Genomic DNA, 27000 nt, shown 5'->3' with positions numbered 1-27000 from the left:
CTACCCCGCTTGCGCACTGCCAGTCAGCGGATTCATCGCATAATAGGCGGCATAGCCATCTTCCACTGCTGGAATGATCTCCAGCACCTCAAAATAGTGGTCCCAGAAAATGGTATCGCGCAATCCCTTTATGACGCCGTGATAGGCAACAAGATCAGAGGTTTTCCACACCACGATATCGCTGATGGGCGCGGTGTAGGATTCCGTGTCGAAAAAACGCATGCTGACGGTCGGATGGGCTTCGAGGATGGGGTTAACGTTCTCTTTGATAAATGCAAAGCGGTCTTTTGGTTCCAGGTCTAACCATCGGCGGGTGGTTTTGAGCAGCATAAATAGGGTGTAGGTTTGCGTCGTCATGGGAAATCTCCAGGTTGAATTGACAGGAAATATTTTGCGAGCAGATACTCACACTTTCTACTCGTGTTTGAACTATGCTACTCGAACCCCGCAAGCGCCCTCATCAACAACGCTCTGCCGCCACGGTGGATGCCATCCTGGAGGCGGCGGCTCGTATTTTGGAGCGCAAGGGGCTGGATGTGCTGACCACCAATGCGGTCGCAGAACTCGCGGGTGTTAGCATCGGATCGCTCTATCAATACTTTCCAGGCAAGGCAGCGATTCTGGCCGAGCTGATTCGGCGGGAACGCCTTATATTGCTGGCGGGTATTGGCCGCATAGCGCATGCCCCCGGCGACTCGCTAAAAGACGACGTATGTTCACTCATCCGGATCGCAGTAGCTCACCAGTTGCTCCGGCCAGCGTTGGCTCGGGCGCTGGAGTATGGGGAAGCCACACTGCCCCTGGGACCTGCAACAGCCAAACTGACGAATGAGCTTGTGCAGTATACGGCGGCGTTACTGGAACGACATGGTGTTTCAAAGGCTATGGAGGGGGCGCATGATTTGGTCGCTCTTGCAAAGGGCATGATTGACGCCGCAGGTATTGCTGGTGAATCGGACCAGCGCGTACTCGTTGATCGGGTATGCCGTGCAGCACTGGGATATCTGGAATATCCAGTGGCCATTAGGCACGGAATCGCTTGTAAATAGCGGTGTCGCCGGGAGCCCCCACGCTGAAGTAATCGGTTTTTCTGACGGGAAATGAATTTGTGGTGGAAAACGCGGCTAAACGAGGTGCGTATGATTTACACAGTTGAATGCAGCTTTACCGACCCGGCCGCAGAGAATGAATGGAATGCCTTTTACAGCGATGAAAAATTGCCTGCATTAATTTCTGTTAGTGGGTTTCTCACATCCCAACGATTTAAATTGTCCGGTGGAATACCTTCTACGCCAACTTATCTCGCTATTCACACTATTGCCAATGAGGGGGTTCTTGAAAGCGCTGATTATCACCAAAATGGTGGCGGAAATTTTGCGAAATGGCAACCCATGATTACAAACTGGCACAGGAATATTTATGGAGGGGTCGAACGGTTCCCAGATGTCACAAATGATCAGCGATTGTTAATTAGCAATGAAAGCGGTGACGCATTAAGAGCGCTTGGTTTTCAAGTGCTGCGTCTATGGGCAACAGGACTTGATCGGACGCCAATGGAACGTTGGGTGGCGATTTCCGGCAGTCTACCAGATCCTGCTCATCGTCTGAAAGCAGATGGAGTATGTATATACGTCCCTATGGGAAGTCAATTACAGAGTGATTCCACGTAATTATCGTACGCAGAACAAATGAATTGTAATTTTGCACTCTATGGCGCATCGCGGTGAACGTAATGGATCATTTCACAACGACGAAGGATGACCATGCATCAGATCGTGACACAGATTGATATTGCGACATCACCGGAGCGTGTGTGGTCCATCCTCATGGATTTTCCCGCCTATCCGCAATGGAATCCATTAGCGGGTTTTCATGCGATGAACCAGGCCTTGAAGAAGCGCGCGGAGGCGAATGGGGAGTGAGGAATGGAATCTGGTGGATATGGGAGATATCCGTGTGTTGCGCGAATCCACGCAGAAATGACAGGAAATCTATGAAACTCGCAAAATTCAATACCCAGCCGTCACCGCACTTCCTGATGGAACACGGGAATGAACATACATAGCGCGGAGGCCGACCATGTATTGTCCTGAGTCATTTGCAGAAACCAGCCCGGAAATTCTGCGGGCGCTGATTCAGCGTTATCCCCTCGCGACACTGGTCAGTATGAGCGGTAATGGTCTGGAGGCGAATCATATTCCCTTGTACCTCGCACCCGGAGAAGGGCCGCAGCGGAAGAATCAGCTTGCCCTGGAATATGCGCCGGAGCCGCCTTTCCAGGCCGGTAGGCCGGAGGATGCTCCCAAGGATATCGTGAAGGTTGTCCGGCGCCACACCGAAACATTGCGCGCCGAACGTGAGCGGATGATTGCTGTATCGGTGTGGCGGGCATTTGGCTGGGCACGCGTTTTTGGTGTGGACGCTATCTGGATGTCGACAACGTGATCGTCGACCCGCAGTATCGGGGTGTCGGTATCGGTCAACAGCTTATGGATTGGGTGGAGAACTACGCGCACAAAGGCCGAGGATCGCCGGGCACAATGCCTCTGATCAGTGAGCAATTACAGGGTAGCCATTGCAATTGCCCTAGCAAGTATCCACCAGATATTCTGGGTAATATTTTTCTTGAGGCAACGACTCTCCTCTGGGTAATAAAAACAGTGAGGCAATGCGTTGGACAAGAGGGTTGTCAATTAGCAGTTGTTCGGGCAAAACGGATAACCGCCAGATCCCTCAGGTCCTGCTTGTTTAGAAAAGCGCTGCGGATGTCTTCATCCGAAACTTCAGCAAAGCAATATCCGGCTTCTTCCAGTTTATGTACCAATGCAACCATCTCAATCTCAATATCCATGTCCGCATCCATGACGTTTTCTCCATAAGTAGATAAGGTATAACTAACATATTTAAATATTATAAACCTATCGTTATGATAAATTTATAACGTGGTTTACTGCGAGCAGCCCTTCAAATGGGCTTTGCTGTCCTGACTTAAACAGCGTCACTGGGCAGGTTACCCAGATCTTAAGGTCCCTTTAGAAAGCGGAGAAACTGTACGTTACGCTTTTTTAGAGCCAGAAAACATTGGCTGTTATGGGTCTCTTCAGAATTCGAAAGTTTCGCTTAGTCCAGATCTATCCAGCACGCAAATATCGGATGCCCATCGATGATCATCGGCGGTCCCGCGCGATGTGCGTGAAATTCGGATCGAGACAACAACCGCTCTACACCAATCGGCGACACCGTAATCAGCCGCTTAGCCCCGTGTGAAATTGCACAGGCGATGGATTCCTCCAGCAGCTTTCGCGCAACCGTAGAGGAAAACTGCCCTGGCGTCCTGGCGCGGTCGTTCAAGTCCACGGCCGCAAAGCGCGACAGCTCCCAAACATCGGGAGAACATGGCGGTACCAGTCCGTTGAGCAAATGGGGAAAGACTTCGCCCAACAGATAGGGGCGCGTGGTGGGGAGGAGGCGGGCACAACCGGATATATGGCCGTTGTCATCTTGCGTCACTACGTACACGGTGTCCGGCCGGTCGAACTGATCCGACTCCATTCCGTTCTCCGTATGCAACGCCCACCCAAGCTGCTCGACAAAGACTCGATGGCGGTAGCTGGCCACCTTCGCATACAGATTATTCGGTAAAACTTCAGCTGGCCCGGTTATAACCTGCATCTCGTCACCCTCATAGAGTTTGTCTATGGAGGCGAATCTACCAGCTCCGCTGTTTCTGACAAGCTGTCAAGGTTGACAGCTTGTCAAACATATCTATCCATGATATGGCGCTGAATCACGGCCGGCCAGGCCGTCTTGTCAATGGCCACTTCCAGCAGTTTGGTCGTGTTGGTGGGACCCAGATCTCGTCGCTGGTCATCCACCAGCATGATGTTGCTTCGTGGAAATCCCGTCCGGAGATAATGGGTCCGTCCTGACGCCCCTTCCATCCGCCAGTCCCACCCCAGGGTGATGACGGGCGCCGTCTCGCTGATCCATTCGGTATAACCGGAAATGTGGGTCTGACTGGCCCCTTCGTGAAGAGGGGGGTATTCATCGTGGTCCAGGCCGGACAAAAGATGCACCAGAGGAATCCACTGAAACTGTTCTAGCGTCAGGCGCACATAACCATCGGGAGACAACCTCATGAATCCATATCCTTGCGCTTTTACCGCGATTCCGTTTTGCACTGTCATGAGATCACCTGCTCGGAAAATTCGGATCAGAACAGACTACCGAATCACCCCGTGATGCGGTAGTGTCAACCCTGACAGGTCGATGAAGCGATATCCACGGCGAGACTTGGTTGGCGATGCTTTCTCCCCACGATCTCGCCCCGCCCGGGAAGGAGGGACATTTGGATCCTTGGAAGGAAGACCTCCTGCAGACATTCCAGTCCATCGAATGCGAACGGCAGGTGCTGGCGATGGCGTCCGAAATGGCGCGCAAGCTGGAATTCGATTACTGCGCCTATGGCTTACGCATGCCGCTTCCGCTTGCGCGTCCCAAAACCGCCATGTTCAGCAACTACCCTGCGGTCTGGCAGGCCAGATATCAGGCGCAGGAGTACCAAGCCATCGATCCCACGGTACGGCACGCCATGCGTTCGCCGTCCCCCGTTGTCTGGTCCGATGACCTGTTTGCGCCTGCACGCGAACTGTGGGAAGAGGCCCGCTCATTTGGGCTGCAGGCCGGGTTGGCTTACACTTGCCGCGACGCCGGCGGGATGGGTGGCATGTTGACCCTGGCGCGCGCTGGAGAAAGCGTCACCACGGCAGAATGGCAAGCAAAGGCCTGCCATATCCTGTGGTTGGTCCAAGCCGTCCATCTCAGCATGATCCGCGTTGTCGCGCTCAAGCTCCAACCGGAGATCGCCGTACAGTTATCCCGCCGGGAGGTGGAAGCGCTGCGCTGGACCGGTGAGGGCAAGACCTCGGGCGAAATTGCCGGTATCCTCAACATCACGGAGCGCACGGTCAATTTTCACATCAGCAAGGCCATGGCCAAGCTGAATGCCGTCAACAAGACCGCTGCCGTATTGCAGGCGGCGATGCTCGGGCTGCTGTCATGATTACCTAGCAGCGAAGTTTCCCCTAGCCTTGAAAAGTTCTTCGCGTCGCCAATGGTGACGACCAGTGCACTCGCCGTGAGATAGCCAATGACCTGGGACTTGTCTACACGCTGGCTTGACGCATTTTCCCGATGCCGGATGAAGATTACCGTGGTTTTCCTGATAGTTCCAAACATTCAGATGGAGGATCGTTTTCAGGTAGCGTGATCGGCCATTGGCCATCGGGCCCTTGTCGTGTTAGATTCTGGGCTCATCTTCAGGGCGGGGCGAAACTCCCCACCGGCGGTAAGCCTGTTTGTTGTCAGGCAAGCCCGCGAGCGCTCGCGTTCACGCGAGGTCAGCAGATCTGGTGTAATTCCAGGGCCGACGGTCACAGTCCGGATGGAAGAAGATGTTGATGCACGGCACGCTTGTTGCGTTTTCACGCGACATAGCGCCGTGTGTCCGCGTTTGCCCTGAAATGTTTTTCGCCTTTTCTACCTGCGAGGAGCGTTTCATGTCTGTTCAAACTACCATGTTGTTGAAGAGTGATGTTGCTGTAGCCAGCCCGGAATGGCAGCGGGCACTCGAGGCCATGCGTGCCGGCCGCCCGGTTATTCTCCTGGATGATTCCGATCGGGAAAACGAAGGTGACCTTATTGTCGCTGCCGAACGTCTGACCGTGGCGACCATGGCGATGTTGATCCGTGAGTGCAGCGGAATCGTGTGCTTGTGCCTTACCCCGGAGCATGTGGCCCGCTTGGATTTGCCGCCCATGGTGCAACAGAACGAAAGCCGCTTCGGTACTGCTTTCACCGTTTCCATAGAGGCTCGGGAAGGGGTGACCACCGGGGTATCGGCAGCGGATCGTGTGACTACCATTCGGGCGGCTATCACGTCTGGCGCCAGGCCCGGCGATATCGCCCGTCCCGGCCATATCTTTCCGTTGTGCGCGCATCCGGAGGGGGTATTAGGCAGGCGCGGGCATACGGAAGGTTCCGTTGATCTGGCGCGATTGGCGGGCCTGGAACCTGCAGCGGTGCTCTGCGAGTTGATGAATCCGGACGGTAGCATGGCCAAAGGGGACGATATCGTCCGTTTCGCAGCCCGGCACGATCTGCCGGTCATCACCATAGAGGATATAGTGGCATTGCGGCGGCGAGAGGGAAAACCGCCGATTTTGGGGTGAGTGCATAGGGGGTGACGACTACGCCGCCGGTGGCATCTTGCCGTGCCTTATCCAGGCAGGGTTTTGGGTGGCCATAAAGACGACCATCAGTCTGGTAAAGGCATGGGGCCAAGCAACGGCGTAGAGATGACAGCGACGGCAGGCCGATGGTGTAGGAGTAGGTAAAAACAGGATGGTAGAGTATCTGCCGAACGCTCTGTTTACCCGGCTTTTTCTCTCGTCACCATATGCTGTAGTAGCGCCAGGAACGCCTTGGCGCTATGACTTGGCGCACGCCGGTGCAGTACCGAAAGTTTGTGGCGGATAACGGGCGTAGTAGTCAGCGCCGCAATGCCAGGCCGTTGGCCGGCGCCGTTGAGTGCGGAGACAAAACCGACCCCCAGCCCGCAGCGCACCGCATCGCGGACGGCAGCAAGACCGCTCAATTCATACCGGATTTCAGGATAAATCCCCTGCTTCTGAAAAGCTTGCATCACATGATTACGAACGCCCGAACCTTCCTCCCGCCAAACCAGGGTTTCCTCGGCAAGGGATGAAAGGGAAAGAGGTTCGGACCGTCCTAGCCATGGGTGTCGATCGGGGACCAGCGCCACGATCTCCGTTTCCACTAGCGTTTCCTGCGTCCAATCGGTGGCGCCGGATAATGCTGCGTCGTCTTCCACAAAAACCAGATCCGCTTGGTCACGCATGGATATGGCCCGACGACTGTTGGTGGTGACTAGGCGCAAGGCAACCCCAGGATAGCGGGCACGAAAATCGGTGATGGCCCGTGGCAGGAGGGTCTCGGCATTGCTGTGGCTAGCCACCAGGGCAAGAGATCCCCGCAGCAACTCCTGTGTATCCCCTCGCAACGCCCGAGCTTCTGCCAAAGCCGCTTCGATCTGCTCTGCGATCCGCAAGAGCCATAGCCCGGTCTCGCTCGGCTCGATACCGCGACGATTGCGTCGATACAATGGTTCCCCTACCCATTCCTGCAACTGTTTGAGGCGATGAGACACGGCCGGTTGGGTCATGAAAAGCAGATCTGCGGCGGCGTGCAGATTTCCTGAGCGGGCCGCTTGCGCCCAGATCAACAGCAGGACCGGGTCTGGTTTTTCGGAAGTCATCCGTTTTACATCCTTTCAAGAAATTATCTGTGCTTATTTCTTTAGTTAGGAAATAGCATTGGACGCCAATTTGATCCAACTACAAACTGCAACTGAAGATTTTAGTCTGGATGAATATTCTCATGAATTTGTTTTCTGATGTGCCCAACAACGATCCGGGTGAAATCATCCGCCATTTCACGCCCAACTGGTTTGCCGCCACCATGGGAACGGGCATCCTGGCGCTGATGCTGGAAGATTTTCCTATGGCCCATGGCCTACTCCACCCGGCGGCACAGGCCCTATGGTGCGTCAACGTTTTCTTTTTCGTGCTGTTTTCGGCTCTCTTCCTGGGCCGGGCGCTGGTTTTCCCTGACAGCTTTCGCCGTTTATTCGACCATCCGATACAGTCTTTGTTCATCGGTTGCATCCCCATGGGCTTTGCTACCATCGTCAACGGCATGATCCTGATATGGCCGGTGACCGCCAACTCTGCTCTCTGGGCCTATGGCTGGTGGTGGGTGGATGCCGTCCTGGCCATCCTCTCGGTCCTTCTGGTGCCATTTTTCATGTTTACCAGCCAAGTTCACAGCCTGGAACGGATGACCGCCGCTTGGCTGCTGCCCATCGTGCCGCCGGAGGTGGCTGCGGCCAGCGGTGGCTTGGTGGCCCAGCACGTGGCGCCCTGGCTGGGGGTGTCTGTCATCTATGTGAGTTATGTGTTCTGGGCCGTTTCGGTACTGCTGTCTCTGGGAATTTTGACCATCTTGTTCCTGCGTCTAACCCTGCATCGTCTGCCACACAGGGACATGGCCGTGTCCTCCTGGTTGCCACTGGGACCAATCGGCACCGGCGCCATGGCCATGATCACCCTGGGCGACGCAGATGGTCATGTGTTCACGGGGACCTCCTTGGTACCCATGGCCCAGTTTGACCACATGGCCGGACTCATGGTAGCGCTGCTGCTCTGGGGTTTCGGTATCTGGTGGCTGTGCATGGCGGCCTTTTTTACCCTGCGCTATCTCGGTGAGGGGCTACCCTACAACATGGGTTGGTGGGGCTTCACGTTCCCGCTGGGCGTCTACGATTCGTCTACCTATCTGTTGTTCAAAGACACCCATTATCTGCCTTTCCTGGTGCTGGGCGCCGTGTTCACGGTAATGCTGGCTGCCTTCTGGGGGTGGTGACCCAGCGTAGTTTGGTGGGCATGTGGACCGGTTCCTTGTTCCGCGCCCCTTGTTTGTCGGAAGAGACGGGGATGCTGGAACCGGAATGCTCGTCGGAGACCGACCCGCGCAGTCCTTCTGACTCCAGTAAGAAAACGCTCATGGACCGCTTGAGAAGCTAAAAAACGCGCCGCCGGGCCACCGACAGTGCTCAGGGTGTCGACCTCTTTATCAACGAGGCACAGAAAAAGGAGATAGTCATGAAAAAACCGATTTTGGCCGCGATTCTTTCCGCTACTCTGGCGGTTCCCGTTTTATCCCATGCTGAAACCATCAAGGATTGGCTCATGCAGAGCCAAGTGAGCGGCGACATTCGATCCTATTATTTCAATCAGCTCTATGGCGGCTCGCCGCTGCCCGATAAGTATGCCTATTCCCTGGGCGGCATGCTCCGGGTGCAGACGGCTCCCGTCTACGGGATTAGCGCGGCAGTGGCTTTCTACACGGCCAACGATCTGGGGGCCAACGACACCGGCGGCGGGCAGAGTCATCTGGACCCTCTGCTTATGGGTGACCGCACCTCCCTCAACGTTCTGGGTCAGGCTTATCTACAGTATCAAGACCCGTGGGTGCAGTTGCGGGTGGGGAATCTGCTTCTCGATACCCCGTGGATGAACCCCTCGGACGCCTTCATGATCCCCAGCACCTTTCAGGCGGTAGCGATACGGGTGACCCCCATCAAAAATCTCCAGATCATCGGTATCCGTGAATTCCGCTTCAAAAACCGCATTCAGGCCGACTATCAACGCCAGACCCTGCTGAATTTCAACGATCATTACAGCTATCTACCCGACAATAGCATCGGCACCCTGGCCTTTGGTCTCAAAGGGCACCTCATGGGCGTCCACGCGTCCGCCTGGTTCTACCGCTTTTACAGTCTCACGAACATGTTCTACGGCACTCTGGGTTACACCACTCCAACCCTGATGGGGCATTTTCGGCCCTTCGCCGATTTTCAGTATGCCCGGGAATGGGCTAACGGCGCGCAACTGGCGGGGCCGGTGAATGCCACGGTCTACGGTGGTATGGCGGGGATTCAGGGAGATTTCGACGGTGTGACGGGGCAGATATTCGCTGCATATGACCAGATTCCCTCCCGCGCCGTGACCCTGGCCAACGGCCAGACCTTGTACAACGGGGGCTTCATCTCACCCTATACCCAGCAATACAGCGCCGACCCTCTGTACACCAGCATCATGGATTACGGCCTGGTGGACGCGTCCGCCTCGGGCCACGCCTGGAAATTCGGTTTCTTGCTGCATCCCCTCCGCCAGGTGCGCATCAAATATTCGTACAGCATCTATGATACCGCGCCCTATCTGCCCAATGTGGACGCCAATTACCTGGATGTGACCTACAGCCCGGGCGGCTTCTGGAAAGGCGTATCCCTGCGTAATCGCCTCGCCCTCGTTCACAGCAATCCCTATGGGGGCTATCGTGGTACCTTTATCGATGATCGCTTGATGCTGCAATATAGCTTTTAATGAGAGAAAGGAATGCAGCGGCAGCATCGAAGGGCACCCGCCGGTTTGGCCGCTTCGGTGGCTGCAAAGCTGTCGATGGCATCTTGCCAGGCCTTGTCCAGACAGGGTTTGGGTGGCCGCAAAAGACGGATAAGGAAGGGGATGGGGCCTGTCCTGGCCATTGCCCCAGCTGCGGTGATCAATACACCGGCAATTCCGTCGTATCCACCACCTTGCGCAGCACAAAGCTGGAATGCACACCGGTCACCCCCTCGATGCGCGTCAGGCGATGAAGCAGAAAATCCTGAAAATGCTCCATATCGCGCACCGCGACCTTGATCTGGTAATCCGCGTCATGGCCGGTGATGAGGTAGCACTCCAGCACTTCCGGCGAGCGACTGATTTCCGCCTCAAAATGCTCAAGGCGCTCGGGGTATGGCGGTCCATGCTGATGTGCATCAGCACCATCAGCGCCAGGCCCAGATGCTGCGGGTCAAGCAGAGCCACACGCCTGCGGATGATCCCGGCTTCTTCCAACGCCTGCACCCGGCGCAGGCAAGGGGAGGGGGACAAAGCGATACGCTCAGCGAGACGCTGATTGCTGAGTCCGCCGTCGCGCTGGAGTTCCTCGAGAATGCGGCGGTCGTAGCGATCTAATTCGATGGTAGGGGCTTTCGACTTCATAGCACAATATTACTCCGCTAATGGGCGTTAATGCGCAATAATCATGCGACATAATCGCTTTTGCGGCCCCAATTCGCAAGCACCTGTGGCGACTTCTTCCCTATACTGCGTCCATCGTCACTTGCCGCAGGAGATGGAACACCATGGGAACCTTCAACCGCCGCCGTTACCGCGCCTTCGCGCCCGTTCACAAACCGGACCGGCGCTGGCCTAACCGCCGTATGCACCACGCGCCCGTTTGGACCAGTGTCGATCTGCGCGATGGCAATCAGGCGCTGGTCTCCCCCATGAGCGTCGAGCAAAAGCTCCGGATGTTCGATTTGCTCGTACGTATGGGTTTTCGGGAGATCGAGGTAGGTTTTCCCGCCGCCTCCCATCCTGATTTCGACTTTGTGCGGCGCATCATTGAAGAAGATCGTATCCCCGAGCAAGTGACCATCCAGGTGCTTACCCAGGCGCGGGAAGCCCTGATTGACCGCACATACGAGGCCTTGAAAGGGGTGCGGCGGGCGATTGTCCATGTCTACAACTCCACCAACCCGGCCCAGCGCGAACAGGTGTTTGGCCTGGATCGGGAGGGCATCAAAGCCATTGCCGTACGTGGCGCGGAGTGGGTGAAGGCCGGAGCGGTACGCTATCCAGAGACGGAATGGGTCTTTCAATATTCGCCGGAGAGCTTCAGTGCCACCGAGCCGGACTACGCAGTGGAGATCTGCGAGGCGGTCAACGCGGTCTGGCGGCCCGACCAGGGGCAGGCGGTGATCCTCAACCTGCCCGCCACCGTCGAATCGTCCATGCCCAACGTCTTCGCGGATCAGATTGAATGGTTCTGCGACCACTTGCGCGGACGAGAGCACGTGAAAATCAGTGTGCACAACCACAATGACCGCGGCTGCGCGGTGGCGGCGGCGGAACTTGCGGTATTGGCCGGCGCCGACCGGGTAGAGGGCACCCTCTTCGGAAACGGCGAGCGGACCGGCAACATGGATGTCCTTACCATGGCCATGAATCTTTACTCTCAGGGCATTGATCCGCAACTGGATATGTCCATGGGTACGGAAATCGCAGACATCTATACCACGTGTACGGGTATGGCTGTGCCGCCGCGCCATCCCTGGTTTGGCGGGCTGGTCTACACGGCGTTTTCCGGCAGTCATCAGGACGCCATTCGCAAGGGCATGCACCATCGGCGGGGACGGGAAGATGCTGTCTGGGAGGTGCCCTATCTGCCCATCGATCCTGCGGATTTGGGGCGTAGGTACGAGGAGGTGGTGCGCATCAACAGCCAGTCCGGGAAAGGCGGTGTCGCCCATGTGCTGGAGCGCGACTACGGTATTTCCTTGCCGCGCTGGTTGGCGCAGGACTTCAGCGCCGTAGTACAGGCGACTTCCGAACAGGAGACGGGTGAAGTCAGCTCAGCCCAGATTTTCGACCTGTTCGAGAGCCATTACTGCCATACCTCGGAGGATTGGCACCTGCGGCGCTACCGTCTCAGCCGGGAAGGGGAGCAGGTCGCAGCGACCGTAGTGGTTGGTCCGGAGCCACGGCCGCATATTCTGCAGGGCAAGGGAAGTGGCGCCGTAGGTGCCTTGGTCGATGCCCTGATCCAGAGTTGGGGCGTGCGTGCCGAGGTGGAGCAGTTCGACCAGCATGCCCTCGGTAGTGGTACCAGCGCCCGCGCCATGGCCTGCGTTCGGGTCAGTGTGGATCACGGCCGTGCGACGTCTGCGGTGGCCTTTGGCGAGGATACCACTGAGGCCGCTTTACAGGCGGTACTCAACGCTATTGGCCGGTCCGCCGAAAAAAATAACGCATGGAGCACATCGGTAGAACGGCGAGTACGTTAATTACCGTGTTCTGCCCGCGCAGGACTTCGCCTCTCAGTCGATGACGATACGTTTCTATCCTGGCATGAACACGAGCGTGGCGGTGCGCCTCAGGTTGGCTGCGGCGGCACCGCAAGCTTGCCAGCCAGCCACGCCAACGCCGTACAGAAGGCAATGATCCCCATATCCGCGCCCCCCATGGCCGTTGTCGCGAATACCCGCTGAAAAAATGGCAGACAGGAGAAAAGTCCCTGGGCAACCAGCGCAGCTGACATCGCAGTCACCAGGACGACATCTCCCCAGTCATGACGCCGGCGCCCATACATGGCCAGCAGTATTCCGGCCTCCATGCCTACCAGGGCATTCACCGCCAGGGTATGCGCATGGCTGTCGCTGTGCAGTGTCGCATCGCCAAAAAACACCGCAAAGACGGTTACGACCAGAAAGGTACTCAACCCGGCGATGCGCCACCATAACGCTCGCGGAATGAGCGCCTCCCAGGCCGGACGCGGTTTGCGCTCCATCACGCCGTGATCCGCCCCCATGAACGCAAAGGCCAGGGTCAGCGTACTGGCGGTAATCGTGTTTACCCAAAGTATTTGCAGTGGCGTAACAGGCAGGGTCATTCCCGACAGCACCGCGAAAAAAATCACCAGCCCTTCCGCAAAATTGGCCGGCAGCATAAAGAAAGTCGTGCGCCGGATATTGTCATAGATGTGGCGCCCCTCCGCTACGGCGGTGGCGATATGGGCAAAGTTGTCATCACTCAGCACCATCGCCGCAGCCTCACGGGCCACGTCGCTCCCCGATTGCCCCATCGCCACGCCAATCTGCGCCCGGCGCAAGGCGGGTGCATCGTTGACACCATCACCGGTCATGGCGACCACCTCGCCGCTGGCCTGCAGAGTCTGCACCAGTTCCAGCTTATCGGCGGGCTGCACCCTGGCGAAAACCACTGCGTCGCGGGCCAGAGTCTGCCGTTCCTCCGTGCCCGCGCTGGTCCACTGGGCATGATCGACCACCGCCGCCGGACCATCCTCCAGAATACCGACCTGACGGGCGATAGTGGCGGCCGTCTGCGGATGATCGCCGGTAACCATGATCACCCGGATACCGGCACTGCGGCAGGCAGCAATGGCGGCCGGTACGGCGGCACGCGGTGGATCCAGCAGCGCGACAACGCCCAACCAGGTCCAGCCACCATCGTCCAGAGTCTCCCACTGCCCATCCGCTGCGCTGGCCAGGGCAATGGTACGCATGCCGGCAGTCGCCATATCCGCAATGACTTTGTGCCAATAGGCCGGAATGACTTCCGCCACCCCGTTCGCGGTTGCCATCCGCTGACAACGCTGCAGGACCCATTCCGGGGCACCTTTAATGGCGATGCCGTCGTTGTGGCGTGTTGCCATGAAGGGCTGCTCGTGGCTAAAAGGCCGGGCATCCACCCGCGGAGATCCCATCCGCAACACATCGACGTCCGCACCATGCGTGCCCGCATAGCGGAGCAGAGCTTGCTCCAGAGGATCGCCTATACCGCTCTTGTCGTTGCGCAGTTGAGCGTCGTTACACAAAATCATGACCCGCAGGGCACGTTGCAGCAGGGCGGGGGAGTCATCGGCGAGGGCCAGATCCTGCACGGTCATACGATTTTCTGTCAGGGTGCCCGTTTTGTCAGTGCAAATGACGGTAACCGTGCCCAGGGTTTCCACTGCCGGTAACTGGCGGATGATGGCGCCCCGTTGCGCCATACGCTGCACGCCCAGCGCCAGGGTCACACTGATTACCGCGGGTAATCCTTCGGGAATAATGGCTACCGCCAGACTGATGGCGGCGAGCAGGGCGAACTCCAGCGCCTCGCCCCGCCACCAGGCGATACCCGTCGCGATAGCTGCCAGAAGAACGACGGTGAAGGCGAGAGTCCGGGACAAACGGCTGATGCGCTCCAGCAGAGGCGAGCGCATGGTCAGGGTGGTTCCCATGAGTTGGTGGATACGGCCTATTTCGGTGGCGCTGCCGGTGGCGGTCACCTGACCAACACCATCTCCCCCGGTCACCAGCGTTCCGGCCCACAGCAGTAACTCGCCCGCGTCGCTAGAAGTGGTTTTATCCACCGGGACGGACTCCCCCGTCAGCAGGGATTCGTCCACCCGCAGGGCATGCGCCTCCCGCAACCGCATGTCCGCGCTGATGCGCGCGCCATTTTCCACCCGCACCCAGTCGCCAGGCACCAGTGCCTCAGCGGGCAGGTGTTGCCAGTCGCCATCGCGACAGACCAACACCTGCGGAGCGAGAAAAGACTGCAGTGCCTGCACGGCTTTCTCCGCGCGGTTCTCCTGAACAAAACCGAGCATGGTGTTGATCAGGATCACCGCGCCGATGACTGCGCCGTCTACCAGATGCCCGAGCACCAGCGATATGAGCGCAGCGGCCAGCAGAATCGCGATGAGGGTGTTACGAAACTGCGCCAGCAGTTGTTGCCACCAGCGCGGCGTATGCGCCGTGGGCAAGCGATTGAGCCCGTACTGTTGCAGCAACGCCGAGGCAGCAGCGCTGCTCAGACCGCATGCCACCGGATCATGCTCCGTGGCGTCCATGTTGATCCCTCCGGTCGCGCAAAGCCGAAATTACGGTGGACTCAGTAGCTGCAAGGACCATTGGCCGTTTTCCCAGCGCCCGATTTGTGCGCCATCAGCATCCCAGGCACCCAACACCATGCGCCGTCCCTCCGGACCCTGCTCCCAAAGGGGGCGATGGGTATGGCCGTGAATCAAAATGTCATAAGTGGCCCCATCCAGCGCAAAAGCACCCTCCCCCTGGAGGGCGGCGACGATGGTCTGCGGATTGGCGTCGGTTATGGCTGGTGCCTTGGCCCGCACTTCCCGGCTGCTGCCGCGACGCAATCCGCGAGCGATACGCTGGAGCCAGGCATAAGGCAGGCGCCCCAGCGTCAGTCGAGTCATCGGATGGCGAATCACCCGGCGAAAGCGCTGGTAACGATGATCGTCGCTGCACAGCAAGTCACCATGGGTCAGAAGGACACGCTGATCGCCCAGTTGCAGCAGCGCCGGGTCGGGCAGAGCGATAATCCCGAACTGCGCCAGAAAGTCGGCTTCCAGGGCAAAGTCCCGGTTACCGACCATGAGATACACCGCGGTCCCCTGCTTATGCAACCCATGGAGCAGGGCAAGGATTTCCGCATAAGGAGCTTCCGCCGCCTGATCCCGATGCACCCAGTAGTCAAACAGATCGCCCAGAATGAAAACCGCCCGTGCAGCCCGGCCCTCGTGCCAACAAAATTGGCGGAACAGGGCGGTCAGCGCGGGCTGTGCGGAACACAGATGCAGGTCAGAGATAAACAGCACGGGGCCATTACCAAGGTTTGCACCCTGCACCGTCATAGACTCAGGCCGCAGGCAGACGCTCACCCTTGTCGATGGAGATGGTTTCCTTGGGCACGTCCTGGTGCATGCCCTTATTACCGGTCGGGGTCTTGGCGATATCGTCCACCACATCCATCCCGCTGATGACCGTACCAAAAACGGCATAGCCCCAGCCCGATCCTGAGGCTGACTTGAAGTTCAGGAAATCATTGTCTGTCAGATTGATGAAAAACTGCGCGGTGGCGGAGTGGGGATCATTGGTCCTCGCCATGGCGAGAGTGCCGCGCGCATTCTTCAGACCATTCCCCGCCTCGTTGGCGATGGGCGCATGGACGGCTTTCTGCTGCATGTCCGCCGTAAAACCCCCGCCCTGAATCATGAAGCCAGGTATCACGCGATGAAAGATGGTACCGTCAAAAAAGCCCTCATCGACATACTTCAGAAAATTCTCGACGGTGTTGGGCGCCTTGTCGACGTCCAGCTCAATGACGATATCACCCTTGTTGCTGTGCAGCACTACTTGCGGATTTGCCATGAACACTCCTCAGAATTCAGGGCACCAGCGCCCTGCTAGAAAAATTCACCACTCACGCCAGTGGCGACGAAGGCCAAGAGTAAAGCGATAGAGCAGGCCTTGTCGATACCCGGGCCCCTGTTCAACGGCTAGCCCTGTCGTTGAGAGAAGACTAGGCCTGCACCACCGCGGCAACTGCGAAAAATGCCCTGTTCGCGGTGCCCTGGAACCTCGTTTGCTAAAATGAAGCATGTAGACTCTCGTGGTGCTGTCCGTCACGCCTGAAGAATGGCCACATAAAATATCAGCAGATTTAAAACGGCCACCGCCGCCATGCCGGGGATAAATCCGAGCACGCCCGTTCCGCCCGGAGCCGTCGGGCTCAGCCAACTGATTCCCCGCTAGCCCAGAAAATAGGGAATAAACCACCACATATACTGCCACCTGGTACGGACCATATTCGTTTCCGCCAAGTGCCGTTAATGGCATAAAATACAGAGATCTGTGCTCACGTCAACCAAGCGGTTATTTTGATGCCTCAGTGATAGTGCCACCATTATAAGTGTTGTGCATCCGCCACTCCAGCATGCGACACAATAAAAATATAATCGTTCAGTATAGATCTATGATTCTATAATAACTACTTGATAAACAAAGATTATTGTTGTTATTCTATGTTCCGCTAAAAACATGTAAAACCAATCTGTAACATTATTGATTTTATAAGTTATTAGGTGTGTGCTATGGATTTGCGCCACAACGTGGAAATGGAGCAACAACAAATTGTCATAAGTGCAACTATTTATCCTGATGCGCACATGGTTGGCGCCACAACAAAAATATGTTACGATACTTTTCATATGAAGGTCGGCATGAAATGTAACCACGTGGTTATATTTGCTTCTGTTAGCTGGCTGTGGTTAATAGTTATTCACAAATCAAAAGATTAGGAGAAACAAAATTATGAGAAATAAAAAGCATTTAATACTTCCCATTTCCTGAATGGGAATGCCGCCCCGGCTTCCAACGGGGTTTGATCTGTCGTCCATATCTGTATCACTTGGGATCGCTAAGCGAGGTCCGAAAGTTATAGGGAGAGTAGCCAATCATGTATCATATGTTACGCAATATGTTGTTAGGATTAGGTGTTTTTATCTTCGGCAGTACCTTGGCCTTGGCCGACATGGGGTCGTCCGTGGGGCCTGTTTCACAGCCTGCCGGCACCACGGCTCAACCCGGCCAAGGCACCACCGCGCCAATGATGCCGGCACAACCGGCTCAGGGTCCTCACGTGGGTCACAAGGAATTGCATCGCTTTGCATCGGCCGTTGTGGCTATTCGTCCGATCGACAAGAAGGTGCATCAGGAGATGTCGACGAAAAAAATGACCGTTGCGCAACATCATCAGATACTCGTGAAATACGGAACGCAAATAAAGCATATTTTGGTGCAGAATCATCTCACGCCAGTGAAATATGAAATGTTGTTGAAAAAGGCGCAGACAGACCCGGCGTTTGCTCAACGTACGGAAGCTGTCATGAAAACCATGGGTTAGTTATTGATTTTAAAAAACGCGTTTGGCGGAAGCCTCATTTTGCCGGCTTTCGCCTGGGTTCTTTTGGGGATGGCGAGCGTAACCGTATCCGCAGCTTCCACCACCATATCTCAGTTCGAGGGGAATGCGCGACATTTGGCGTTTACCCCGAACAAGATCGGTGACTTCGATACCTTCATCGGTCAGCACATCATTGCTCCACCATCAGTCGACGGAGAAACCCTGTTGGTAACGACGGGGAAGGCGGGACGCCGCCAAGAGGGGCAGGTGCTGCGCATCGATGCACGGACAGGCGCCATTATATGGCGAACCTCGTTGGGCAACATGACCATGACGCAAGCGATCATGGCGGACCATGACGTGATAGTAGGGCTTGGGGGGAAGCGTATGTTTGCGGTCAACGCGGGCTATTCCTGCCGTTCCCGATTTCCCCATGCCATCGTGGCACTCCAGGCGGCTACCGGCAAGCCGGTCTGGGAATACGCCACGCACTGTCAGGATATGCCGACGCCTGACTATGTCCACCATGAAGTTCTAACTCCTACCGGGGGCGGGCGTTTCGTCGCCCTGGACGCCCGCACAGGGAAGCTGCTTTGGCAGACACGCATCGGTGGATGGTCGGCGATGTCTTCTCCCGCCAGAGTGGGTTCGAATCTGTATTTCGGAACGGACAATCTTTTTACTCGCCACAACGATTTTTACGATATCGACTGGCGAACTCACAAAATTCGGTGGTCGCGAAATTTCGCGCATACGGTCAATCTTGCGGAAGCATCCCCGGTGGTGTGTGGGAACGCCGTGTTCACGGCGTTCATGCGTAAGGATTCCTACGACCTGTGGGACATTCTGGTACATCTCTGGAAGCACACCCCGATGCGCCACTTTACCTTCGAAGTGGTGAGCCTAGACGCAGCGACCGGGCGTCTGATCCATCGAAAAAGCATCTATACCCGTTACCTATCGCCGCGCGCATGGATTCAAGGGCGTATCATCAGCAGTGAAATATATTGGAAGAACTGGGTAATAGCAGCACTACGGAAAATGAGCCACGCCATCCATCTACCAGCCCTGTTTTCCCATATGCGCAGGCACGATCCGACGCACCCCGGAATCTACGACCCTCCCCTCACCGCGTGGCACCGTATCATTTATGTCGAACCGCGCTTGACCAAACGTTTATATGCGTTGGATGCGCGTACAGAAAGAATCCTCTGGACCTTCCGGACAGGGACGGATGTCAGTAACCCCAATATATACCATGGAGCCCTCTATACGGTGAATGCCAAGGGAATATTATATGTGTTGAATGCGCGAACGGGCAAACTGATACATACCGAAAGACTCGCAACCGGCACGGTGGGCCCATCCGATGGGCTGCTCAGTCCGCATGCCTTTGTTGTGGGAGGCGCCTCCGGGAATCTGGTCTCCCTGCCTATCGGGCATATGAAAACGGTTGATGGCGTCGATGAAAATGCCCGCTGAACGTCAGCGACGCGGTCCCCAGCAATACACAGCGGGTACGGCTATTTGTATGGAAGCGCTGGCGCCCCGGAAAATTCTTGCACTTTAGAGTATGCGTGCTAACGCACGTACCCCATCGATGAAAAAGACGCAAACTGATCCGGCATTCGTGCAGCACGTCGAAATCCTGACAAAGGCGCATGATGGGTAGGACTTTCTGTGGCTTTACCGAACCGATGTGATGTTGAGGCACATGGCATGCCGCGCTAATCACTTTTTTCGAGAACCTCGCAGAGCAGGGCGCCCTGTGCCAGGGTCGCGGTAACCTGTGCATGCACCGCGACAGAGGCGCTGCCAAAAATGACCTTGCCGGATTCGTCGCGAAGGACGGCAAAACCGCGCTGCAGCACGGCCAAGGGGTCCAGCAGGCGTAAGGCCGCTACCTGCTGTTGCTGTTGAACCGCAGCGCTGGCCAATCGCTTATCTATCGCCAGAGTCAGGGCGGCGCGTCGGGCTTCCAGCATCTCATTCAGACTTTGCAAGCGCTGGCGCGGGTCTTGCCGCAAACGTCGGGCCTGGAGAACCTGCAGTCGTCCGCCCCATACGGCTTGCTGACGCTGCGTGACCCGCCGCAAGGCCTCACGCGCCAGACGCAAACGGCGCTCAGCATCCCGCACCCGCTCGCCAGGATGACGAAGGCGCAGCCGCAAATAGTCGAGGCGCTGAGTCGCGTCCCGTAGCGTGCGCTGCATGGACTGTTCCAGTTGTCGCCGTTGTGTCTGCACCCGTGGCAACCACTCAGCGCGGTCGGGGCTAACCGCTTCCGCCGCCGCCGTGGGAGTCGCCGCACGCAAATCGCCCGCAAAATCAGCAATGGTGAAATCAATTTCATGACCAATACCCGTCACCACCGGCACCGGGCAGGCACGAATGGCGCGCGCCACGCTTTCTTCATTAAAACACCACAGATCCTCCGCGCTGCCGCCGCCACGCGCCAAGATCACCACATCCTCCTGCCGCCGACTGGCAATGCGGGCCAGCGCGGTGCAAATCTGTGCTGCCGCCTGATCGCCCTGCACCGGCACCGGATAAATCATGACCGCGAGCATTGGCCAGCGTCGCGCCAGCGTCACCTGAATGTCATGCAGCGCCGCACCGCTTGCGGAAGTGACCACGGCGACCCGCTGCGGCCAGCGGGGGAGGGGCCGTTTGATCTCCGGCGCAAAAAGCCCTTCGGCCGCAAGCTTATCCCTGAGGGCGGCAAAACGTGCCTGTAAATCGCCCACCCCGGCATCCAGTAATTGTTCGACAATCAACTGAAAATCGCCCCGTCCTTCATACAGGGTGGGCTGCGCCAATACCTGCACCTGCATGCCGTTGCGGGGCTGTATCCGGGTATAGGTATTGCGCTGCCGGAACATGGCGCAGCGCACCTGCGCCCGCGCATCTTTCAGCGAAAAATACCAGTGCCCCGATGCGGGGCTGCTGAAATTGGACAGTTCACCCTCCACCCTTAACAGCGGAAAATTCCCTTCAATGATCTCGCGGGCGGCAGCGTTCAGTGCGCTGACGGTGAGTATGGGGATCTGCGAATCATTGCTGGTCATGGCAGGCTCTCATGGTTGAGGGGGTGTACTGAAGACTCTTGACCCTGTCGCCCTTCGCGTTCTAAGGTCAGCATAATACATTTTACTGTCATTCGGGATGGTCCCGAATGACCGGGCGCATCGCCGCGCAAACATCCGCATCAAAGGAATTCCTCATGGCCATAGTAGAACTCACGCAAGATAATTTCGACGCCGTCGTGGCTGGAAACGACATGGTACTGGTTGATTTCTGGGCGCCCTGGTGTGCACCCTGCCGCGCCTTCGCGCCCATTTTCGAGGCCGCTGCTGAGAAGCATCCGGATGTGGTGTTCGCCAAGGTGAATACGGACACCGAGCAGGAACTTGCAAACTCTTTCCAGATCCGTTCCATTCCCACCCTGACCGTCTTCCGCCAGCAGATCGGTATTTTCTCTCAGGCGGGCTCACTCCCGGCCAGCGCGCTGGAAGAAGTGATCCAACAGGCCCGGGCACTGGATATGGACAAAGTCCGCGAAGAAATCTCCGCTCAGCCGGGTACAACGCACTGATCAACACATCGGTGTCTGGTCAGGAGCGGGCGCTTCATGGTCATCACCGATGAGATCAATGCCAGGCCGATACATGCCGCACCCCCAGGAAATGCATATTCAGCGGAATTTCTATTTTACGGGTTTGCTCTGCGAGTTGCTTTGAGAACGGCGTATACGGGAAGGAGAGGCGGATGATCCGTTCCGCCGCCGCATCCAGGGCTTTGTTCCCCGATGACTGCACCATGATGATGCGTTGAAGGTCTCCCTGCGGATTCAGCACGACCTTTACCTTGAGTTGCCCGACCATTTCGCCCGGGTAATTGAGATCGCCGATTCGCTCCAGTTTTTGTATCCATCCGGCAATATAAAAATCTGCCACTGGTCCTTTCGGATTTTCAAACTTGGGTAACGGCGGACTTGCAGTCGCGGCGCGGGCCACTTGGTCCATCTGTTCTTCCAATCTGCCAATGCTGATATGAGGCAAGGGTTGAATCTGCGTACTGGGGGAGGCCTCCTGTGTCATCTCCGGCGCCACCCGTTGCGACAGACGATGCGCTGGTGTCGGCGCACGACGAGGTTGCGGCACGGCTCTGGGTTTAGGCTGCGGACGTGCGGCGGGTACGATCCGATGCGGCGTGGCAAACGGCTTGCTGGGGGCCAGGGCCCGCGGCATGGTTGGGCTGGGCGCCTGGGGCCGGATAGGTTTGGGCATGATTTCAAAGGTCTTGTGGACGGTTGTTTGACTGCGCAATGACACCATTTTCGGCTTCTGGACGTGTACCAGAAAAAAAATACCCAGCGCTATAAGCAGAGCGGAAAGCAACAACCAGGGCGGCAGGCTCTCGCTCCAGTGGGGCTTTTCCTCGGGAACCAGAAAATAAAACTTGTGTTCAGCGATGGCCAATCGTCCTAACCTCGCGGCAACGCCGCCCCACGCAATTCAAGCCGCCCCCGCTGGGCGGGCACTGGGCGTAAGCTTGAATCATCGACAGCCCCGAGTAAAGGTGGCGCGCCGTACCCAAGCCTAATGCTTCCGCTCGCTGGGAATGTGGGGCAAAAATCCGGCCAGTATACCGAGCAAGGGCAGGAAAGCGCATATCTGATATACCACCTGAATACTCCAGACGTCTGCCAGTTCCCCCAGCAATGCGGCACCGACCCCGCCCAGACCAAAAGCCAGCCCGTAAAACAGACCGGAAACGGTTCCGATCTTGCCGGGTACCAATTCCTGTGCATACACCACGATGGCCGGAAAGGCCGAAGCCAGCAGAAAACCGATGACTATGGTCAATATGGCACTCAGGGTCAGGCCCACATAGGGTAGAGCCATGGTGAAGGGCGCGATCCCCAGCAGAGAGACCCAGATCACCTTCTTGCGGCCGATCCGGTCGCCAATCGGTCCGCCCGCCAATGTCCCCGCTGCCACTGCCGCCAGGAACACGAAGAGGTGCATCTGCGCTTCCCGGGTTCCGATATGAAAGCGCTGCATCAGGTAAAAAATCAGGTAACTGCTGATGCTGGTCAGATACAGAAACTTGGAGAACATCAGTGCGACCAGTATGATCATGCTGCGTCGCACCAGTTTGGCAGGTAGCAGGGGCGCCACGGCCTTTGCCGCTGGCCTTCTGGGCTGATGGTGCTGGTGCTGATACCAGCGCCCCACGAAAGAAAGAATCACGATGGCTAGCAACGCCGCCAGTGAGAACCATGACAGGCTGTGCTGACCGTTGGGCATGACGACAAAGGCGGCCAGCAACGGACCCGCCGCTGCGCCCACATTTCCACCCACCTGAAAGATGGATTGCGCCAGTCCGTGGCGTCCGCCAGAGGCCATCCGCGCCACCCGCGACGACTCTGGGTGGAATACCGAAGAACCCAGGCCCACTAACGCTGCTGCCAACAAGAGCACCTCATAATTCGGGGCCACGGATAGCAACAGTAGCCCACCAAAGGTAAACAGCATGCCGAAGGGCAATGAATAGGGCATGGGGTGGCCATCGGTGAAACGCCCGACCAACGGTTGAATGATGGATGCGGTCACCTGATAGGCGAGCGTAATCAACCCGATCTGCCCAAAACTCAGGTCGAAATGGCTTTTAAACAGCGGGTACACCGCCAGCATCAGCGACTGGATGCTATCATTGAGAAAATGTGACGCGCTGATAGCGCCCAAAACCTCAAAGCGGGTGACGTTGGTGGCCGTGTTGGGGACATTCCCAATCTTTTGCAGAGACATGGCGAAAGCCTTAAAGATGATGTGCGGCAGGATTTTAGGGGTTGACGAACGTACCGTCCAGTCTGAATCTTCGTTTTTTCCCTTGCCCAGAGGACTGGGCCTAGTGTTTAATTGGCGAACATGGAAAAGCATATGAACGACGAATCGTCCCCCGTGGAAGCCCCCGCCGACTTCGCAAGCACCCTGGATGCCTTGGAAGAGACCGTTCGCCGCCTGGAAGGGGGGCAGTTAGGTCTGGAAGACTCTGTCGCCCTTTTCCAGCGCGGCATCGAATTGTCCAGGCGTGCCGAGGCGCAGTTGCAGAACGCGCGGCAGATCGTGGAAACATTGCTCGGAGAGGACGCGGTTCCTGCTCCGCTTACTCAGGAAGAAGACGGATGACCCTGGATGTTGCGGTGAACAACGAAACTTTTGCGCAGTTCCGGTCACGCTCGGTACGACGCATTGAGGACGTTCTGGAAACACTGCTGCCCCCGGCGCATCTCCTGCCGGCGCGGCTGCATGACGCCATGCGTTACAGCACGCTGGGTGGCGGCAAGCGCGTCCGTCCTCTGCTGGTATACGCAGCAGGGGCCTGCTTGGGGGTGCCGCTGGAGCGTCTGGACCGCCCTGCAGCGGCATTGGAAATGATCCATGCCTATTCGCTAGTGCATGATGATCTCCCCGCCATGGACAATGATGATCTGCGTCGCGGCCTGCCCACCTGTCATCGCGCCTATGACGAGGCCACGGCCATTCTTGTCGGCGACGGTTTGCAGGCGCAGGCCTTTCTGGTGCTCGCGGAACCAGGTTGGGGCATGGCGGCGGAACGGCAGGTGCAGATGCTGGCAACCCTCGCGCAGGCCGCTGGTTCGCGGGGTATGGTGGGAGGACAGGCCATTGATCTTGCCGCGGTGGGGCGTGAATTGGCCTTGCCGGCGTTGGAGCAAATGCACCTGCACAAAACGGGCATGCTCATGCGCTGCGCCATCCAGTTGGCGCTCTGTGCGGCAGGCATTGATGCGCAGGAGGCTCGGGGTGCCGCGCTGCTGCGTTACGCCGATCGTGTCGGGCTCGCCTTTCAGGTGCAGGACGATATCCTTGACGAAATCGGGGATCTGCAACAGACCGGGAAAGCGCAGCAGGGCGCGGACCGCAGCCGCAATAAACCCAGTTTCATCACCCTGCTTGGCCTTGCAGAGGCGCGGAGCTATGCCCAACGCCTGCTCGACGAGGCTTTGGATGCCTTGCAATCCTGGCAAGCAGAAGCAGATCATCTTCGCGCCCTGGCGCGCCTCATTATAGAGCGGAGCAAATGAGTGATTTGTTGAAGGGTTTCCCCATGCCTGCCGAACTGCGCCAGATGTCGCGCGGTGAGCAGAAGAACGTGGCCAAGGCGGTGCGTCACTTCCTCTTGGAAACGGTCAGCCAGACGGGTGGGCATCTCTCTTCCTGTCTCGGAGCTGTGGAGCTGACCGTGGCGCTGCACGCCGTATTCAATACGCCGGACGATCGTCTGATCTGGGACGTCGGACACCAGGCATACCCCCACAAAATTCTCACCGGGCGTAGCGCACGTTTTCCGCAGTTGCGCATCAGGGATGGTCTTTCCGGCTTCCTCAAACGAGATGAGAGCCCCTATGACAGCTTCGGCGCCGGACACTCCAGTACCTCCATCAGCGCTGGTCTGGGGATGGCGGTGGCGGCCAGGCTGGAGCATAAATCACGGCAGGTGGTGGCGGTCATTGGTGATGGTGCCATGACGGCAGGTCTCGCCTATGAAGCGCTGAATAACGGCGGGGTTTTGGATGCCGACCTGCTGGTTGTTCTCAATGACAACGAAATGTCTATTTCACCCAATGTTGGTGCGGTATCCCGATACCTGACGGGCATTCTTTCCGGGCGCCTCTATAACACCGTACGCGAGGGGGCGGGACAGGCGTTGAGCTTCGTACCGCCATTGCGAGAACTGGCCAAAAAGGCGGAAGAGGGCGTGAAGGGGTTGGTGACGCCGGGGGTGCTGTTCGAGGAAATGGGATTTCATTATTTTGGTCCCATTGATGGCCACGATCTGGATGCGTTGATCCCGACTCTCGAGAACCTGAAAAAAATCAGAGGACCACGTTTGCTTCATGTGATCACTAAAAAGGGCAAGGGCTATGGTCCTGCCGAGCAGGATCCCTGCGGCTATCACGGAGTAACGCCCTTTAACCGCAGTGATGGCAGGATGGCGAAGAAATCCGCCGGTGCACCCAGCTACACCCAGGTGTTTGGGGACTGGCTCTGCGAAAAAGGCGCGGCGGAAAAACACCTGGTCGCCATTACACCGGCCATGCGGGAGGGCTCCGGACTGGTGCGCTTTGAGCAACTGTTTCCCGAGCGTTATTTTGATGTGGGTATCGCCGAGCAGCATGCGGTGACTTTTGCGGCAGGGCTGGCCTGTGATGGGATACATCCGGTGGTCGCCATCTACTCCACCTTTTTGCAGCGGGCCTATGACCAGCTCCTGCATGATGTCGCCATCCAGAATCTGCCGGTACTTTTTGCCATCGACCGTGCCGGACTGGTGGGGGCCGACGGCGCCACCCATCAGGGCGCCTTCGACATCGCGTATGCCCGTTGCATACCGAATCTGGTCATCATGGCACCAAAAGATGAGCAGGAAATGCGCGACATGCTCAATACAGGCTTTGCCTGGCAGGGCCCTGCCCTGGTGCGATATCCGCGCGGTAACGGACTGGGCGTAGCCCTGGACAGAGATTTATCCCGGCAGATCCCTATCGGCAAGGCCGAGATCCTTCGGAAAGGCAAGGATCTGGCGATTCTCGCCTTCGGTACCCGGGCAGCAGCGGCCATGGCGGCGGGCGAAACCCTCGGCGCCACCGTCGTCAACATGCGCTTCGTCAAGCCGCTGGATACGGAATTGCTGATCAGCCTGGCCCAGAGTCATCGCGCATTTTTGACGGTGGAGGAAGGCTCACGTATGGGCGGTGCCGGTAGTGCCGTGGCAGAATTCCTGCTCAACGAGGGCGTCGTCATACCTATGCGTCTACTCGGTTTACCCGACATCTTCATCGAACAGGGCGACGCCAGCCAATGGTTGGCAGATCTGGGCCTGGGTGCCGCAGGAATCGAAAAGTCCGGCAGAGAATTGCTGGCATTGCTTGCCCCGTCACCAGTCCGGGCGTAGTATTTGACTAATTCGATCCACTATTCCCAAGCGAGGGTCCGGTGAGAGATTGCGC

The 27000-nt window shown here is 57.4% G+C and carries 26 protein-coding genes, 3 pseudogenes and 1 riboswitch; of the genes and pseudogenes, 16 read left to right on the top strand and 13 right to left on the bottom strand.

Annotation, left to right across the window (positions count from 1 at the left end; all coding sequences use genetic code 11):
- Positions 1 to 390 (bottom strand): darcynin family protein, encoded by a 390-nt coding sequence (locus AFERRID_RS14920; RefSeq protein WP_264158147.1) that lies wholly within the window; start codon positions 388 to 390, stop codon positions 1 to 3.
- 41 nt (positions 391 to 431) lie between these two features.
- Here AFERRID_RS14920 and AFERRID_RS14915 point away from each other — a divergent pair, with 41 nt between their 5' ends.
- The 5 genes and pseudogenes from AFERRID_RS14915 to AFERRID_RS15855 form a co-directional block, all read left to right on the top strand.
- Positions 432 to 1049, top strand: coding sequence for a TetR/AcrR family transcriptional regulator (locus AFERRID_RS14915; protein ID WP_113525533.1), 618 nt, complete (start codon positions 432 to 434; stop codon positions 1047 to 1049).
- 90 nt (positions 1050 to 1139) lie between these two features.
- Positions 1140 to 1670 (top strand): hypothetical protein, encoded by a 531-nt coding sequence (locus AFERRID_RS14910; RefSeq protein ID WP_126605624.1) that lies wholly within the window; start codon positions 1140 to 1142, stop codon positions 1668 to 1670.
- Positions 1671 to 1763: 93 nt separating this feature from the next.
- Positions 1764 to 1922, top strand: coding sequence for an SRPBCC family protein (locus AFERRID_RS14905; protein ID WP_225981773.1), 159 nt, complete (start codon positions 1764 to 1766; stop codon positions 1920 to 1922).
- A 157-nt stretch (positions 1923 to 2079) separates the two neighbouring features.
- Positions 2080 to 2169 (top strand): annotated as a pseudogene (locus tag AFERRID_RS16065) (FMN-binding negative transcriptional regulator); the annotation flags it as partial.
- A 212-nt stretch (positions 2170 to 2381) separates the two neighbouring features.
- Positions 2382 to 2468 (top strand): annotated as a pseudogene (locus tag AFERRID_RS15855) (GNAT family N-acetyltransferase); the annotation flags it as partial.
- 221 nt (positions 2469 to 2689) lie between these two features.
- On the opposite strand, the gene AFERRID_RS15220 reads toward AFERRID_RS15855, so the two are convergent.
- The 3 genes from AFERRID_RS15220 to AFERRID_RS14875 all read right to left on the bottom strand — a co-directional run bounded on the left by AFERRID_RS15220 (position 2690) and on the right by AFERRID_RS14875 (position 4139).
- Positions 2690 to 2863 carry a hypothetical protein gene (locus AFERRID_RS15220; protein WP_172959387.1) on the bottom strand — a complete coding sequence of 58 codons (174 nt, stop codon included), beginning with the start codon at positions 2861 to 2863 and terminating at the stop codon, positions 2690 to 2692.
- 257 nt (positions 2864 to 3120) lie between these two features.
- Positions 3121 to 3672, bottom strand: coding sequence for an acyl-homoserine-lactone synthase (locus AFERRID_RS14880; protein WP_113525534.1), 552 nt, complete (start codon positions 3670 to 3672; stop codon positions 3121 to 3123).
- Between the two features lie 83 nt (positions 3673 to 3755).
- Entirely contained in the window at positions 3756 to 4139 is a 384-nt protein-coding gene (locus AFERRID_RS14875) for a DUF4902 domain-containing protein (protein WP_225981771.1), read from the bottom strand.
- 209 nt (positions 4140 to 4348) lie between these two features.
- Between AFERRID_RS14875 and AFERRID_RS14870 the strand changes: the two genes are divergently transcribed.
- The gene (locus AFERRID_RS14870) at positions 4349 to 5062 is read left to right on the top strand and encodes an autoinducer binding domain-containing protein (RefSeq protein WP_113525536.1); all 714 of its coding nucleotides are present in this window, start codon (positions 4349 to 4351) and stop codon (positions 5060 to 5062) included.
- 248 nt (positions 5063 to 5310) lie between these two features.
- Positions 5311 to 5459, top strand: a riboswitch (FMN riboswitch).
- Positions 5460 to 5558: 99 nt separating this feature from the next.
- Positions 5559 to 6230, top strand: a complete 672-nt coding sequence (gene ribB, locus AFERRID_RS14860; protein ID WP_126605623.1) for a 3,4-dihydroxy-2-butanone-4-phosphate synthase — start codon at positions 5559 to 5561, stop codon at positions 6228 to 6230.
- Between the two features lie 200 nt (positions 6231 to 6430).
- Here the strand turns inward: ribB and AFERRID_RS14855 are convergent, their stop codons facing one another.
- Complete coding sequence (locus AFERRID_RS14855; RefSeq protein WP_113525538.1) at positions 6431 to 7336, bottom strand: LysR family transcriptional regulator; 906 nt, start codon at positions 7334 to 7336, stop codon at positions 6431 to 6433.
- 122 nt (positions 7337 to 7458) lie between these two features.
- Between AFERRID_RS14855 and AFERRID_RS14850 the strand changes: the two genes are divergently transcribed.
- Both AFERRID_RS14850 and AFERRID_RS14845 read left to right on the top strand, forming a co-directional pair.
- Positions 7459 to 8502 (top strand): TDT family transporter, encoded by a 1044-nt coding sequence (locus AFERRID_RS14850; RefSeq protein ID WP_456263960.1) that lies wholly within the window; start codon positions 7459 to 7461, stop codon positions 8500 to 8502.
- A 239-nt stretch (positions 8503 to 8741) separates the two neighbouring features.
- Entirely contained in the window at positions 8742 to 10025 is a 1284-nt protein-coding gene (locus AFERRID_RS14845; RefSeq protein ID WP_126605622.1) for a hypothetical protein, read from the top strand.
- 178 nt (positions 10026 to 10203) lie between these two features.
- Here AFERRID_RS14845 and AFERRID_RS16390 read toward each other — a convergent pair whose 3' ends face one another.
- Both AFERRID_RS16390 and AFERRID_RS16385 read right to left on the bottom strand, forming a co-directional pair.
- Entirely contained in the window at positions 10204 to 10389 is a 186-nt protein-coding gene (locus tag AFERRID_RS16390) for an Lrp/AsnC ligand binding domain-containing protein (protein WP_232027645.1), read from the bottom strand.
- A 182-nt stretch (positions 10390 to 10571) separates the two neighbouring features.
- Positions 10572 to 10688 (bottom strand): annotated as a pseudogene (locus AFERRID_RS16385) (winged helix-turn-helix transcriptional regulator); the annotation flags it as partial.
- A 143-nt stretch (positions 10689 to 10831) separates the two neighbouring features.
- Between AFERRID_RS16385 and AFERRID_RS14835 the strand changes: the two are divergent.
- Positions 10832 to 12535, top strand: coding sequence for a 2-isopropylmalate synthase (locus AFERRID_RS14835; RefSeq protein WP_126605621.1), 1704 nt, complete (start codon positions 10832 to 10834; stop codon positions 12533 to 12535).
- A gap of 89 nt (positions 12536 to 12624) precedes the next feature.
- Here the strand turns inward: AFERRID_RS14835 and AFERRID_RS14830 are convergent, their stop codons facing one another.
- The 3 genes from AFERRID_RS14830 to AFERRID_RS14820 are packed head-to-tail and all read right to left on the bottom strand — an operon-like array spanning position 12625 to position 16429.
- On the bottom strand, positions 12625 to 15108 hold the full coding sequence (locus tag AFERRID_RS14830; RefSeq protein WP_126605620.1) for a cation-translocating P-type ATPase: 2484 nt from the start codon (positions 15106 to 15108) through the stop codon (positions 12625 to 12627).
- A gap of 30 nt (positions 15109 to 15138) precedes the next feature.
- Positions 15139 to 15876, bottom strand: coding sequence for a UDP-2,3-diacylglucosamine diphosphatase (locus tag AFERRID_RS14825; protein ID WP_232027643.1), 738 nt, complete (start codon positions 15874 to 15876; stop codon positions 15139 to 15141).
- A 40-nt stretch (positions 15877 to 15916) separates the two neighbouring features.
- Positions 15917 to 16429 carry a peptidylprolyl isomerase gene (locus AFERRID_RS14820; RefSeq protein ID WP_113525545.1) on the bottom strand — a complete coding sequence of 171 codons (513 nt, stop codon included), beginning with the start codon at positions 16427 to 16429 and terminating at the stop codon, positions 15917 to 15919.
- A gap of 1087 nt (positions 16430 to 17516) precedes the next feature.
- On the opposite strand from AFERRID_RS14820, the gene AFERRID_RS14815 reads away from it, so the two are divergent.
- Positions 17517 to 17963, top strand: a complete 447-nt coding sequence (locus tag AFERRID_RS14815) for a DUF4168 domain-containing protein (protein ID WP_113525547.1) — start codon at positions 17517 to 17519, stop codon at positions 17961 to 17963.
- A 69-nt stretch (positions 17964 to 18032) separates the two neighbouring features.
- Complete coding sequence (locus tag AFERRID_RS14810; protein ID WP_113525872.1) at positions 18033 to 19445, top strand: outer membrane protein assembly factor BamB family protein; 1413 nt, start codon at positions 18033 to 18035, stop codon at positions 19443 to 19445.
- A 245-nt stretch (positions 19446 to 19690) separates the two neighbouring features.
- Here AFERRID_RS14810 and xseA read toward each other — a convergent pair whose 3' ends face one another.
- Positions 19691 to 21031 carry an exodeoxyribonuclease VII large subunit gene (gene xseA / locus AFERRID_RS14805; RefSeq protein WP_113525548.1) on the bottom strand — a complete coding sequence of 447 codons (1341 nt, stop codon included), beginning with the start codon at positions 21029 to 21031 and terminating at the stop codon, positions 19691 to 19693.
- Positions 21032 to 21186: 155 nt separating this feature from the next.
- Here xseA and trxA point away from each other — a divergent pair, with 155 nt between their 5' ends.
- Positions 21187 to 21558: a thioredoxin gene (trxA, locus tag AFERRID_RS14800; RefSeq protein WP_126605618.1), complete on the top strand. Its 372-nt coding sequence runs from the start codon at positions 21187 to 21189 to the stop codon at positions 21556 to 21558.
- A 55-nt stretch (positions 21559 to 21613) separates the two neighbouring features.
- On the opposite strand, the gene AFERRID_RS14795 is transcribed toward trxA, so the two are convergent.
- On the bottom strand, positions 21614 to 22444 hold the full coding sequence (locus AFERRID_RS14795; protein ID WP_113525550.1) for an energy transducer TonB: 831 nt from the start codon (positions 22442 to 22444) through the stop codon (positions 21614 to 21616).
- Between the two features lie 120 nt (positions 22445 to 22564).
- The gene (locus AFERRID_RS14790; RefSeq protein ID WP_126605617.1) at positions 22565 to 23776 is read right to left on the bottom strand and encodes an MFS transporter; all 1212 of its coding nucleotides are present in this window, start codon (positions 23774 to 23776) and stop codon (positions 22565 to 22567) included.
- Between the two features lie 132 nt (positions 23777 to 23908).
- Here AFERRID_RS14790 and xseB point away from each other — a divergent pair, with 132 nt between their 5' ends.
- From xseB to dxs, 3 genes are read left to right on the top strand one after another with little or no spacing between them, the layout of a single operon-like run.
- The gene (xseB, locus tag AFERRID_RS14785) at positions 23909 to 24157 is read left to right on the top strand and encodes an exodeoxyribonuclease VII small subunit (RefSeq protein WP_009567229.1); all 249 of its coding nucleotides are present in this window, start codon (positions 23909 to 23911) and stop codon (positions 24155 to 24157) included.
- Positions 24154 to 25074, top strand: a complete 921-nt coding sequence (locus tag AFERRID_RS14780; protein WP_126605616.1) for a polyprenyl synthetase family protein — start codon at positions 24154 to 24156, stop codon at positions 25072 to 25074. Before xseB ends, AFERRID_RS14780 begins: the two co-directional genes overlap by 4 nt.
- Positions 25071 to 26945 carry a 1-deoxy-D-xylulose-5-phosphate synthase gene (dxs, locus tag AFERRID_RS14775; protein ID WP_126605615.1) on the top strand — a complete coding sequence of 625 codons (1875 nt, stop codon included), beginning with the start codon at positions 25071 to 25073 and terminating at the stop codon, positions 26943 to 26945. Before AFERRID_RS14780 ends, dxs begins: the two co-directional genes overlap by 4 nt.
- Positions 26946 to 27000 lie beyond the last annotated feature (55 nt).

The organism is Acidithiobacillus ferridurans, assembly GCF_003966655.1.
Lineage (GTDB): Bacteria > Pseudomonadota > Gammaproteobacteria > Acidithiobacillales > Acidithiobacillaceae > Acidithiobacillus > Acidithiobacillus ferridurans.
Note: the sequence above shows the minus strand (reverse complement) of the source record. Positions and strands in the feature narration are given on the sequence as shown.